Below are 12,585 nucleotides of genomic sequence, written 5' to 3'. Positions count from 1 at the left end.
GTGAGACTCCGGGACCAGCATCCATGACACGCTCTCTCGTCCGCCGTATCGCCGCCGCTCTGCTCGCCGCGGCACTCACCGGGGCACTCGCGGCGTGCGCGCCCTCGGCGTCCGCACCCTCGAGCAGCGGCCGGGTCTCGGCGAGCGTGCCGACCGGGGTGACCGGTGCGGCCGACTTCGACAAGGGCGCGCTGGTCGTGGGCGACGGAAAGACCGTCGTCGACACGTACATCGACCCGATGTGCCCGTACTGCGGGGAGTTCGAGCGCGCGAACGGCCGCGCCCTCGCAGCCCTGGTGAAGGACGGCAGCATCACCTTGCGCGTGCATCCGCTCAACTTCCTCGACCCGAACTCTCAGGGCACGAAGTACTCTTCCCGGGCCGGCAGTGCTCTCACGTGCGTCGCGGCCGCCGACCCCCAGGCGACGCTCGACTATCTCTCGGCGCTCTACACCCACCAGCCGGAGGAGGGGTCGTCCGGTCTCACGGATGCCGAGCTGAAATCTCTGGCGAAGCGAGTGGGGGCGTCGTCTGCGGATTCGTGCATCGCGTCGCATCGCTACGCTAACTGGCTGACCAAGAACACGCAGGATGCGCTGAACGGCCCGATTCCCGGCGCCGACATCAAGACCATCAAGGGCACCCCGACCGTTCTCGTGAACGGCCACTCCTACAGCGGCGACATCACCGACACCAAGGCGCTCACCGCATTCATCGCGAAGGGCGGCAAGTAGCGGGCAGGAGGCCGTGGCGCGAGCGCTGTCTCGTGCTGCCGTCGTACCGCGCCGGCGTTCGTACCGCACCGCCGGGGTCTCGTACCCGCGCCGTCTCGTGACTCCGCCGTCTCATAACTCCGCCGTCTCGTAACTCCGCCGTCTCGTACCTCCGCCGTCTCGTATCCGTGCCGCGGCGGTTCCGGCCCTGTCACGTAGTGTCGGTCCGATGACGGATGACGCGCGCGAGAAGGCCATGCTGGTCGGATATCTTCAATCGGCTCGGGACGCCCTGGTGTGGAAGCTCGACGGACTGGACGAACGACAGGTGCGGTTGCCCATGACACGTACCGGTACGAATCTGCTCGGCATCGTCAAGCATGTGGCGAGCACCGAGTATGGATACTTCGGAGAGGTCTTCGGGCGGGACGGCGGCATCGCCATGCCCTGGCTCGATGAGGGCTCGGAGGACAACGCCGACATGTGGGCCACTGCCGACGAGAGCCGCGACGCGGTGATCTCGCTGTACCTCGCCGTGCAGTCGTTCTCCAATGTCACCATCCAGCAACTCAGCCTCGACGCACCCGGCGTCGTGCCGTGGTGGCCCGACGAACGCCGTGATGTCACGCTGCGCCAGATCATCACGCACATGCTCAACGAGACCGCACGCCATGCTGGACACGCGGACATCCTGCGCGAGCTCATCGACGGCTCGGCCGGGATGCGCAGCAGCAATTCGAACCTGCCGGACCACGACGAGGACTGGTGGGCTCACTATCGAGAGCGGCTGCAGGCGATCGCGGACGGATTCGGGGCGTAGCGAGCCGTACGGTGACGAACGCGGCCTGGCAGCAAACGCGGTCTGGCAGCAAACGCGGCCTCACAACAAACGCGACATGGCAGCAAACGCGGCCTGGTACCAAATGGGACATGGCAACAGCCGCGGCACGGTGATCAGAAGGGCGGCGGGTCGCTGTCGTACCCCGTGGGTGTTCGCACGCGGATGCCACCATCCGGTTTCGGATCGAGTCTGATTCGCGTCACGCTCTTGAGGCGATGCAACCGAGGCTTCAACGGAACCAGGTTGGCAACGTCTGTGGCTCCTCCGTGCTGTCGTTCCATCACGTGATCGACTTCGGCGCCCGCCGTGATGCCGACCAGCAGGTACGGCGCCGAGTTCTCGTCGAGCCCACACCTCAACGTCAGCCAACGCCGTTGGTCGGGTGTCGGCCGGTACCGTTTCGTGTCCAGATTCAGCACCGCAGGACGGATCGGGTCAGCGAGAACCTTCCGGAACGAAGGAGCATCCCGTAGTGCCCTCGCTGCCGTCGCCGACGGGATCGGTCCGTAGCCCAGCAGCTCGGCGAATCGCCCGGCCTCGTCGATGAGCACGAACGGCTGCGCGCCGAAATCCTCGGTCGTGCCCTCAGCCCTCGGTGGACCTTCCGCGCTCCCACCGCGGTGGAGAAGCCACTCGATGGCGAGATCGGCGCGCAACTGGTCCACGGTGCGCGTCTCGCCGGGCAGCGCACGCAACCGTCGAGCTTCCGTGGTCAGCCGCACGTCGATCCCCGCGATATCCATCACCGGGGCGTAAACGTTCAGCCAGGCCATGGCATCGGCGTCGGGTTCCACGGCGACCCGTCGCTTCATGCGGGCATCTTCGTGACGTTGCAGCAGCGTGTCGGCGAAGAGTCGCTCGCGGAGCACGCGACAACGCCGGGCGAACGCACCCGCGTTCAGGCCTTCCGCGATAGCGGCCATCCGCTCGTCGTACGTCGCGAACGACGCCTCATCGGGAAGCCCGGCACAACACTCGACCGCGACTCGCACGTGCTGCGCGCTGATCCGACCCGACACGAAGAGCTGCCGCAACCGCGGCAGCGAGCACGAGAGCACTTCGGCCTGACGCGCCATCGACCGCACCAGGTTCTCGCTCACGTTCAACCGCTGAGCAAGATCGAACGCCACGGACCGTTCGGCGAAGTCGGCGTCGTCCACATCGGGAACTCGCTCCTTCGCTCCTGCCGGAACGTAGATCCGCGGGTTGTCCCGCGCGATCTGGAACGCATCCCCGACCGCGAACAACTGCCGTGCCGCTTGCTCGTTCACCAGAGTCTGCGAGGCCACAGCGTCGTCCAGCACGGAGCGGATGAGCGCCGCGACCGAGATGGTGCTCACGGACGGCGCGAACTCAGCATCATCGAAGGCATCATTCTCGCGCGGGCCGCCCTCGAGTGGATCGCCCTCGAGTGGATCGCTCTCGAGTTGATCGTCAGTGGGAAGCGCGAGCTGATCCGCAGTGGGACGTGCGACGCCGCCCACGAGGTGGCAGGCGCACTGATCGAACGCGGGCGCATTGCAAACCTCCACGCGGACGACGTCCTCCGATGGGCGCCGGACACAAGCCGGGTCGTCGAGGAGAACGTCGTTCATACCTACGAAACTAGGGGATGCCACCGACATTCCTCGGGCACAGAAATCCGCGCTGATCTGGCCTGTTGATGGGGCCGCGACGCGGTCGCCTGTGGGGGACGAGACGCGTCGCACGGCGCGACCGCTCACGATGGGACGCGTTGCCCGGCTCACGATGAGACGCGTCGCACGGCGAGAAGCGCTCACGACGCGACGCGTCGCCCGGCGCGAAGCGCTCACGACGAGAAGTCTCGTCGGACAGCACCGACCTGGGCACGAACGCGCGTCAACCGTCCACCCGCCCCGACGCGGATGCACGGTCGTGCCCTCCGGCATCCCGCGCCCTGCTACGCTGGTGCGAGTTTGGCAACCTTTAAGGCCGTCCTGTGAGGCGGGGAAGGGGGTCGGCATGACGGCGCATACTGTGCTGCAGCAGGCTGACATCGCCCGGGCGTTGACTCGGATCGCACACGAGATCCTGGAGTCCAACCGGGGATCGAACGACCTCGTGCTCCTCGGCATCCCGACACGAGGCGTCGCGCTAGCCCAACGCATCGGGGCGGCCATCGCTCGCATCGACGACGGCGCGCAGCCACCCGTGGGCTCGCTCGACGTGACCATGTATCGCGACGATCTGGCGAAGCATCCGACACGCGCGCCCTCGCCCACGAGCGTTCCCGTCTCGATCGACGGAGCGACCGTTGTGCTCGTCGACGATGTGCTCTTCTCCGGCCGCACGATCCGCGCGGCGCTGGACGCGCTGAGCGACCTCGGCCGACCCAAGGCGGTTCGGCTTGCCGTGCTCGTGGACCGAGGGCATCGCGAGTTCCCGATCCGCGCCGACTTCGTCGGCAAGAACCTGCCGAGCTCGACGCGCGAGCGCATCTACGTGCGCGTCAGCGAGGTGGACGGCGAGGATGCCGTCACGATCGACGACGGAGAGCGCGCCACGGATACCGCCCCGCAGCAGGCGGGAGGCGAGAGCTGATGCGGCACCTGCTCTCCACCAGGGATCTGGATCGGGACACGGCCGTCGGCATCCTCGACGTCGCGGAGGACATGGCGGATGTCTCGACCCGCGAAGTCAAGAAGCTGCCTACCTTGCGCGGCAAGACCGTCGTCAACCTGTTCTTCGAGGACTCCACGCGCACGCGCATCTCGTTCGAGGCGGCCGCCAAACGGCTCTCGGCCGACGTGATCAACTTCAGTGCGAAGGGCTCGAGCGTCTCCAAGGGCGAGAGCCTGAAGGACACCGCACAGACCCTCGCCGCCATGGGCGCCGATGCCGTCGTGGTCAGGCATTCGGCATCCGGCGCGCCGCACACGCTCGCCTCCAGCGGATGGATCGACGCCGGCATCCTGAACGCGGGCGACGGCACGCACGAGCATCCGACCCAGGCCCTGCTCGACGCGTTCACGATGCGCAAGCGCCTGCACGAGGCAACCAGTCGCGGCAAGGATCTGGCCGGGCTGCGGGTCGTGATCGTGGGGGACATCCTGCACTCGCGGGTGGCACGCTCGAACGTCTGGCTGCTGGACACGCTGGGAGCAGAGGTGACGCTGGTGGCGCCGCCCACGCTGCTCCCGGTCGACACCGCGCAGTGGCCAGCCGCGATCGGTTACGACCTCGACGCGGCCATCGCCGACGATCCCGACGTCGTCATGATGCTGCGCATCCAGGCCGAGCGGATGAACGCCGCGTTCTTCCCGAACACCCGGGAGTACTCGCGCACGTGGGGCCTGGATGCCGAGCGTTTGGCCAGGCTGCGGCCCGATACGATGGTCATGCATCCCGGCCCGATGATCAGGGGCCTGGAGATCTCCGCCGCAGCCGCCGATTCGCCGCGTTCGCTGGTGCGCGAGCAGGTGGCAAGCGGTGTCTCTGTGCGCATGGCTGCGCTCTATCTGCTGCTGTCAGGCGATCGGGAGGTCGGTTAGGTGTCACGCGAACGGTTCTTCATCGAGGGCGCGACGCTCGTCGACGGCTCGGCCGCCGACATCCTCGTCGCCGACGGCCGCCTCACGTTCGGCAGCGACGCGAGAGACGCGGCGACGGATGCCACGCGCATCGACGCCTCGGGACTGATCGCCCTCCCGGGGCTGGTGGACCTGCACACGCACCTGCGAGAGCCCGGCTTCGAGCAGAGCGAGACGGTTCTCACGGGAACGCGGGCGGCCGCGGCCGGCGGGTACACGACGGTGTTCGCCATGGCGAACACGTCGCCTGTCGCTGACACGGCGGGTGTCGTCGAGCAGGAGCTCACGCTGGGCCAGGCAGCCGGCTACGCGACGGTTCAGCCCATCGGCGCGGTCACGGTCGGACTTGCGGGAGAGCGGCTCGCCGAGCTCGGCGCCATGGCGGCGTCGAGGGCCAGGGTGCGCGTCTTCTCCGACGACGGGCAGTGCGTCTCCGACCCGCTTCTCATGCGCAGGGCTCTGGAGTACGTCAAGGCGTTCGACGGAGTAATCGCGCAGCACGCGCAGGAGCCGCGTCTCACCGTCGGCGCCCAGATGAACGAGGGCGCACTGTCGGCGACCCTCGGCCTCGCCGGGTGGCCGGCCGTCGCCGAGGAGTCCATCATCGCCAGGGATGTGCTGCTGGCCGAGCACGTGGGAAGCCGCCTGCACGTCTGCCACGTCTCGACGGCCGGGTCGGTCGACATCATCCGCTGGGCCAAAGCACGCGGCATCGAGGTCACCGCGGAGGTGACACCGCATCACCTGCTGCTCACCGAGGATCTGGTCGCAGGGTACGACGCGCGCTTCAAGGTGAACCCGCCGCTGCGCAGGGACGAAGACGTGCACGCGCTGCGCGACGCCCTCGCCGACGGCACCATCGACATCGTGGCCACCGATCACGCGCCGCACCCCATCGAGTCGAAGGACTGCGAATGGGATGCCGCGGCCAACGGCATGGTCGGCCTCGAATCGGCGCTCAGCGTCGTGCACCAGGCGGTCGTGTCGACGGGGCAACTCGACTGGGCCGATGTCGCTCGCGTGATGTCGCACACGCCGGCGCGCATCGGGCGCGTGGAGCGCGCCGCACCCGTGCAGACCGGCTCACGGGCGGACCTCACCCTGTACGACCCCAGCGCGAGCGGCGTCTTCGGGGTCGACCGTCTGGCCGGAAAGGGCGTGAACTCGCCCTACCTCGGTCGCGAACTGCCGGGGCGCGTGGCCTGGACGTTCCACGACGGCACGGCGACCCTCCGCGACGGCCGGCTCATCGCCATCGACGAGGCGGCAGAACTCGCCCGCTCGGGTGACCGCGATGCAGAGGCGGCCGTGCATGGATAAGTTGTGGCCGACCGCGCTCATTCTCGTGGTCGTCGTCCTCGTCTTCATCGGCATGTGGATCGGGTGGCGACGCCGCGCCCGGCGCGACGCTGGTCTCGTCGTCCCCAGCGCGCTCGCCAGCCCGGGCGCTGCCATCCTCAGCGCCGAGGCGCTTCACGTCGGGAGCACGCATCACGATCGTCCGCTCGACCGCGTGGCTGTTCCCGGTCTCGCGTTCCGCGCGAGAGCCAGAGTCGACGTCTCCGAAGGCGGCGTCACGATCACGTCGCCGGGGGAGAGCACGGTGGCCATCGCGGCACCGGCACTCCTCGGAGTCGGCACGGCGACCTGGACGATCGACCGATCCGTCGAGCAGGACGGCCTCGTGCTCGTCGCATGGCGCACGGGGACGGCGGATGCCTCCGGCGACGTGATCGACACCTACCTGCGCGTCGCCGACGCCGAGGATCAGAGCCGACTGTTGGCGAGCATCGGTTCGCTCATCGCCGAGAACAGCACATCAGGCGCCGACGACGTCGCCCACGACACCAACACCGGAAGCGAGGCCTGACATGTCAGACGAGCAATTCGCCCACGAGCCCGCGCACGAGGAGCAGGACGGACACGGCGCAGGCGAGACGACCCCCTCGCAGGAGACGCAGTCCCAGGACGGGCAGGAGGCCCAGCCGCAGGAACTGCAGGCCGAGGAAGAGCAGGAAGCACAGTCTCAGGAGCCGCAGCCCGGCCAGGAGGGGCAGGAGGCCCAGCAGGAGCACGAGACGCAGGAGGCGCACGAGGCCGGCATCGGCATGCCCAACGCCCCGCGCGTGGAGCCGGCCAGGGCGACGGACGCCGCCATCGCCGCTCGCCGAGAGCCTGCGGTGCTGGTGCTGGAGGACGGCACGAGATACGAGGGTCGCGGGTACGGCGCGCTCGGCAGGACGCTCGGGGAGGCCGTCTTCGCCACCGGCATGACCGGCTATCAGGAGACGCTGACCGACCCCTCCTACGCCGGTCAGATCGTGCTGATGACTGCTCCGCACATCGGCAACACGGGCATGAACGACACCGACATGGAGTCCAAGAGGGTGTGGGTCGCGGGGTTCGCCGTTCGTGAGCCGTCGCGCATCGTCTCCAACTTCCGATCGCAGCGCAGCCTCGACGACGAGCTCGCCGAGAACGGCGTCGTGGGCATCAGCGGCATCGACACCAGGGCCGTCACGCGCCACCTGCGCTCGGCCGGCGCCATGCGCGCCGGCATCTTCTCCGGGCAGGATGCCACGCTGACGGCATCCGAGCAGCTCGACCTCGTGCGTGCGGGCGCGGACATGCGGGGGCTGAACCTCTCCGCCGTCGTGTCGACCCGGGAGCAGTACACGGTACCCGCTCGGGGTGAGCGGATCGGGTCCGTCGCCGTTCTCGACCTCGGGGTCAAGACCAGCACGCTGAACTACCTCGCCGAGCGCGGCTTCGACGTCGTGGTGCTGCCGGAGACGGCCACCGCCGACGACATCATGGCGCTGCAGCCGAGCGCCCTGTTCTACTCGAACGGACCCGGCGACCCTGCGGCATCCGACGAGCACGTCGAACTGCTGCGCACGGTGCTGCGCAACGACGTGCCGTACTTCGGCATCTGCTTCGGCAACCAGCTGCTCGGCCGTGCACTCGGCTACGGCACATACAAGCTGCCGTTCGGGCACCGCGGCATCAACCAGCCGGTCCTCGACCGCGCGACCGGGCGGGTGGAGATCACCGCGCACAACCACGGCTTCGCGGTCGACGCGCCGATCGACGAGGTGAGCGAGTCTGCTGCCGGATTCGGAAGGGTCGAGGTGAGCCACTACGACCTGAACGACAACGTCGTCGAGGGCCTCAACTGCCTCGACATCCCCGCCTTCAGCGTGCAGTACCACCCGGAGTCCGCCGCAGGGCCGCACGACGCGAACTACCTCTTCGACAGGTTCCGCGATCTCGTGCTCGCCTCCCGGAACGGCGACGGGGCGAAGAAGTCGAAGAAGAACACGAGCGGAGACGCCTGAGCCATGCCGAAGAGACAAGACATCAACAGCGTCCTCGTGATCGGGTCGGGCCCGATCGTGATCGGCCAGGCGTGCGAGTTCGACTACTCGGGAACGCAGGCGTGCCGGGTCCTGCGCGAGGAGGGCGTCCGCGTCGTCCTCGTGAACTCGAACCCGGCGACGATCATGACCGATCCTGACTTCGCGGATGCCACCTACATCGAGCCCATCACCCCCGAGGTGATCGAGACGATCATCGCGAAGGAGAAGCCGGACGCCATCCTTCCCACCCTCGGCGGGCAGACCGCGCTGAACGCGGCCATGGCCCTGTTCAAGGCGGGGACGCTGGACAGGTACGGCGTCGAGCTGATCGGCGCGAACGTCGACGCGATCGAAAAGGGCGAGAACCGGCAGGTCTTCAAGGAACTGGTCATCGAGTGCGGAGCGGATGTCGCGGCATCCCGCATCTGCCACACCATGGACGAGGTGCTGGCCGGCGCCGAGGAGCTCGGCTACCCGCTCGTGGTGCGGCCCAGCTTCACGATGGGCGGTCTCGGATCGGGCTTCGCGTACGACGAGGCCGACCTGCGCAGGATCGCGGGCGCCGGCCTGCATGACTCGCCGACCAACGAGGTGCTCCTGGAGGAGTCGATCCTCGGCTGGAAGGAGTACGAGCTCGAGCTCATGCGCGACACGGCCGACAACACGGTCGTCGTGTGCTCGATCGAGAACGTGGACCCGGTCGGTGTGCACACGGGCGACTCCATCACCGTCGCGCCCGCGCTCACGCTCACCGACCGCGAGTACCAGCGGCTTCGCGACATCGGCATCGACATCATCCGCGCCGTGGGCGTCGACACCGGCGGATGCAATATCCAGTTCGCGGTGAACCCGGAGAACGGGCGCGTCATCGTGATCGAGATGAACCCCAGGGTCTCGCGTTCGAGCGCGCTCGCCTCGAAGGCGACGGGCTTCCCGATCGCGAAGATCGCGGCGAAGCTCGCCATCGGATACCGGCTCGACGAGATCCCGAACGACATCACGAGAGTCACTCCGGCGAGCTTCGAGCCGACGCTCGACTACGTCGTCGTGAAGGTGCCGCGGTTCGCGTTCGAGAAGTTCCCGGCAGCAGACCCCACGCTGACCACGACCATGAAGTCGGTCGGTGAGGCGATGGCCATCGGCCGCAGCTTCACCAGTGCGCTGCAGAAGGCGCTCCGGTCCCTGGAGAAGAACGGATCGTCGTTCCACTGGGGCGAGGAGGAGCGCAGCGTCGGCGAGCTCCTGACGACGGCTTCCACACCCACGGACGGCCGGATCGTGACGGTGCAGCAGGCGCTCCGCAAGGGCGCGAGCATCGACGAGGTGTACCGGGCCACGGGCATCGACCCGTGGTTCCTCGACCAGATCGTGCTCATCAACGAGATCGCGGAGCAGATCGCGGATGCCGGCATGCTCGACACCGAGACGATGCTCCTGGCCAAGGATCACGGGTTCTCCGATGACCAGATCGGCCAGCTGCGCGGGTTCGGCGAGGCCGAGGTGCGCGAGGTACGGCACATCCTCGGCGTCCGGCCCGTGTACAAGACGGTGGACACGTGCGCTGGGGAGTTCCCTGCGCTCACCCCGTACCACTACTCGAGCTACGACACCGAGACCGAGGTCGAGCCCAGCGACCGGCGCAAGGTCGTCATCCTGGGCTCCGGTCCGAATCGCATCGGCCAGGGCGTGGAGTTCGACTACTCGTGCGTGCACGCGTCGTTCGCGCTGCACGACGCCGGGCTCGAGACGATCATGATCAACTGCAACCCGGAGACGGTGTCCACCGACTACGACACGAGCGATCGCCTCTACTTCGAGCCGCTCACGCTCGAGGACGTGCTCGAGGTGATCCACGCCGAGTCGCAGTCCGGTGAGCTCGTCGGCGTCGTCGTTCAGCTGGGCGGGCAGACCGCCCTCGGCCTCGCGAAGGGGCTGGAGGCGGCCGGCGTGCCCATCCTCGGCACCTCCCCGAGCGCGATCGACCTGGCAGAGGAGCGCGGCCTGTTCGCCGAGATCCTCGAGAACGCCGAGCTGCTCGCGCCGCGCAACGGCACGGCGTACGACGTCGCGGGAGCACAGGCCGTCGCGAGCGAGATCGGATTCCCCGTGCTGGTGCGGCCGAGCTATGTGCTGGGCGGCCGCGGCATGGAGATCGTGTACGACTCGCCGTCCCTCGAGGACTACTTCGACCGCGTGGCCGACCAGGCCATCATCGGTCCTGGGCACCCTCTGCTGGTCGACCGCTTCCTCGACGACGCGACCGAGATCGACGTCGACGCGCTCTACGACGGAACCGAGCTCTACATCGGCGGCGTCATGGAGCACATCGAGGAGGCCGGCATCCACTCCGGCGACTCCAGCTGCACGCTCCCGCCCGTCACTCTGGGGCGGGCCGAGATCGACAGGGTGCGCGAGGCGACGCTGAAGATCGCGGAAGGCATCGGCGTGCGCGGCCTGCTGAACGTGCAGTTCGCCATCGCAGCCGGCGTACTCTACGTGCTGGAGGCCAACCCGCGGGCGAGCCGCACGGTGCCGTTCGTGTCCAAGGCGCTCGGCATCCCGCTGGCCAAGGCGGCAAGCAGGATCATGGTGGGTGAGTCGATCGCCGGGTTGAAGGATGCCGGGCTCCTGCCGGTTCAGGACGGTTCGGTCGTTCCGCTCGACGCTCCTATCTCGGTGAAGGAGGCCGTGCTGCCGTTCAAGCGCTTCCGCACGCGCGACGGCCAGATGGTGGACTCGGTTCTGGGGCCGGAGATGCGCTCGACGGGCGAGGTGATGGGCATCGACAGGGACTTCCCGCGGGCCTTCGCGAAGAGCCAGACGGCGGCGTACGGCGGGATGCCGCTGGCGGGCACGGTCTTCGTGTCGGTCAGCGACCGGGACAAGCGGTCCATCGTGCTGCCCGTGCTTCGTCTCGCCCAGCAGGGCTACCGGCTGGTGGCGACGGAGGGCACGGCGGAGGTGCTCGCCCGCAACGGCATCGCGGCCGAGACCGTGCGCAAGTTCAGCGATGCGCGCACGGGAGACGAGCCGAGCATCGTCGATCTGATCAACAGCGGCGAGATCGACGTGGTCGTGAACACGCCGAGCGGTCGGTCGGCGCGCGCCGACGGCTACGAGATCCGTGCTGCCGCCGTTGCTGCGGACATCGCGCTCTTCACGACCATCGCCGAGCTGAGCGCGGCCGTCGCCTCCATCGACGCCGTCCGCGAGGGCTTCGACGTGCGGTCGCTGCAGGAGTACGCGAACGACAGAGCGGCAGCGGTGTGACGGGCTTCGGTGAACGCATCCGCTCCGTTCTGGGCGAGCGGGGCCCGCTCTGCGTCGGTATCGACCCGCACGCGTCCCTGCTCGCGGAATGGGGGCTGGAGACGTCGGCGGCCGGTGCGCGCGAGCTCGGGCTGCGGGTCGTCGAGGCGGCATCCACGCGCGTCGGCATCGTGAAACCGCAGGTCTCGTTCTTCGAACGGTACGGCTCCGCCGGATTCGCCGCTCTGGAAGACGTGATCGCCGCAGCACGGGATGCGGGTCTCGTCGTCATCGCGGATGCCAAGCGCGGCGACATCGGAAGCACGATGGATGCCTACGCCGGCGCATGGCTCACGCCGGGGTCGCCGCTGGAAGCCGACGCGGTGACGGTGAATCCGTTCCTCGGCGTCGGCTCGCTCGCCCCCGCGTTCGACCTCGCCGAGAAGAGCGGCAAAGGGGTGTTCGTGCTCGCCGCCACGAGCAACGCGGAGGCGTTCGAGACGCAGCGCGCCCGCCTCGACGGTGGCGAGACGGTCTCGGCACGCATCGTCGCCGAGGTCTCGGCCCGCAACGCTCAGCGCACGCGGGAGGGGGAGTGGGGCGACCTCGGACTGGTCATCGGAGGAACCGTAGACTGGGCAGATGCCGGCCTCGCAGCGTTCTCGCCCCCTGCTCCGATCCTCGGTCCCGGGTTCGGCCATCAGGGCGCAGGCATCGCCGATCTCGCCAGGTTCGGTGCTGCGGCCGAATGGGTCATCGCGAGCGAGAGCCGCAGCATCCTGCGCGCCGGTCCCTCCGGCATCGCCGCCGCCATCACACGGCGCGCGGGCGAGTACCTCGACCGGCGCTGACCTCGGGCTCTCGCCTCACCG

10 protein-coding genes are annotated in these 12,585 nt (G+C 68.5%); 9 read left to right on the top strand and 1 reads right to left on the bottom strand.

Annotation, left to right across the window (positions count from 1 at the left end):
- Positions 1-23: 23 nt before the first annotated feature.
- On the top strand, positions 24-734 hold the full coding sequence (locus tag VHB92_RS04265) for a DsbA family protein (protein WP_325451728.1): 711 nt from the start codon (positions 24-26) through the stop codon (positions 732-734).
- A 208-nt stretch (positions 735-942) separates the two neighbouring features.
- Positions 943-1,533, top strand: coding sequence for a DinB family protein (locus VHB92_RS04260; protein ID WP_325451726.1), 591 nt, complete (start codon positions 943-945; stop codon positions 1,531-1,533).
- Positions 1,534-1,667: 134 nt separating this feature from the next.
- Here VHB92_RS04260 and VHB92_RS04255 read toward each other — a convergent pair whose 3' ends face one another.
- Positions 1,668-2,894, bottom strand: coding sequence for an HNH endonuclease (locus VHB92_RS04255; protein WP_325451724.1), 1,227 nt, complete (start codon positions 2,892-2,894; stop codon positions 1,668-1,670).
- Positions 2,895-3,537: 643 nt separating this feature from the next.
- On the opposite strand from VHB92_RS04255, the gene pyrR reads away from it, so the two are divergent.
- From pyrR to pyrF, 7 genes are all read left to right on the top strand, one after another.
- A complete protein-coding gene (pyrR, locus tag VHB92_RS04250; protein ID WP_325451722.1) occupies positions 3,538-4,116 on the top strand; it encodes a bifunctional pyr operon transcriptional regulator/uracil phosphoribosyltransferase PyrR in 579 nt (192 codons plus the stop codon).
- Positions 4,116-5,066 (top strand): aspartate carbamoyltransferase catalytic subunit, encoded by a 951-nt coding sequence (locus VHB92_RS04245; RefSeq protein ID WP_325451720.1) that lies wholly within the window; start codon positions 4,116-4,118, stop codon positions 5,064-5,066. Before pyrR ends, VHB92_RS04245 begins: the two co-directional genes overlap by 1 nt.
- The gene (locus VHB92_RS04240; protein WP_325451718.1) at positions 5,067-6,425 is read left to right on the top strand and encodes a dihydroorotase; all 1,359 of its coding nucleotides are present in this window, start codon (positions 5,067-5,069) and stop codon (positions 6,423-6,425) included.
- Positions 6,418-6,975, top strand: coding sequence for a hypothetical protein (locus VHB92_RS04235; RefSeq protein ID WP_325451715.1), 558 nt, complete (start codon positions 6,418-6,420; stop codon positions 6,973-6,975). The genes VHB92_RS04240 and VHB92_RS04235 overlap by 8 nt, the downstream gene beginning before the upstream one ends.
- Positions 6,976-7,213: 238 nt before the next feature.
- Positions 7,214-8,443 carry a glutamine-hydrolyzing carbamoyl-phosphate synthase small subunit gene (carA, locus tag VHB92_RS04230; protein WP_325451815.1) on the top strand — a complete coding sequence of 410 codons (1,230 nt, stop codon included), beginning with the start codon at positions 7,214-7,216 and terminating at the stop codon, positions 8,441-8,443.
- A 3-nt stretch (positions 8,444-8,446) separates the two neighbouring features.
- Positions 8,447-11,734 (top strand): carbamoyl-phosphate synthase large subunit, encoded by a 3,288-nt coding sequence (gene carB, locus VHB92_RS04225; RefSeq protein WP_325451713.1) that lies wholly within the window; start codon positions 8,447-8,449, stop codon positions 11,732-11,734.
- Positions 11,731-12,564, top strand: a complete 834-nt coding sequence (gene pyrF, locus VHB92_RS04220; RefSeq protein WP_325451711.1) for an orotidine-5'-phosphate decarboxylase — start codon at positions 11,731-11,733, stop codon at positions 12,562-12,564. Before carB ends, pyrF begins: the two co-directional genes overlap by 4 nt.
- The last annotated feature ends 21 nt before the right edge of the window (positions 12,565-12,585 follow it).

The organism is Humibacter sp. (assembly GCF_035547335.1).
GTDB lineage: Bacteria > Actinomycetota > Actinomycetes > Actinomycetales > Microbacteriaceae > Humibacter.
This window is presented reverse-complemented; position numbering and strand designations above follow the sequence as displayed.

Bases quoted from the DNA above. Each gene is read 5' to 3' on its own strand.
- VHB92_RS04265 (WP_325451728.1), top strand. From the start codon at position 24: ATGACACGCTCTCTCGTCCGCCGTATCGCCGCCGCTCTGCTCGCCGCG.
- pyrR (WP_325451722.1), top strand. From the start codon at position 3,538: ATGACGGCGCATACTGTGCTGCAGCAGGCTGACATCGCCCGGGCGTTG.
- VHB92_RS04245 (WP_325451720.1), top strand. From the start codon at position 4,116: ATGCGGCACCTGCTCTCCACCAGGGATCTGGATCGGGACACGGCCGTC.
- VHB92_RS04235 (WP_325451715.1), top strand. From the start codon at position 6,418: ATGGATAAGTTGTGGCCGACCGCGCTCATTCTCGTGGTCGTCGTCCTC.
- carB (WP_325451713.1), top strand. From the start codon at position 8,447: ATGCCGAAGAGACAAGACATCAACAGCGTCCTCGTGATCGGGTCGGGC.
- carA (WP_325451815.1), top strand. From the start codon at position 7,214: ATGCCCAACGCCCCGCGCGTGGAGCCGGCCAGGGCGACGGACGCCGCC.
- VHB92_RS04260 (WP_325451726.1), top strand. From the start codon at position 943: ATGACGGATGACGCGCGCGAGAAGGCCATGCTGGTCGGATATCTTCAA.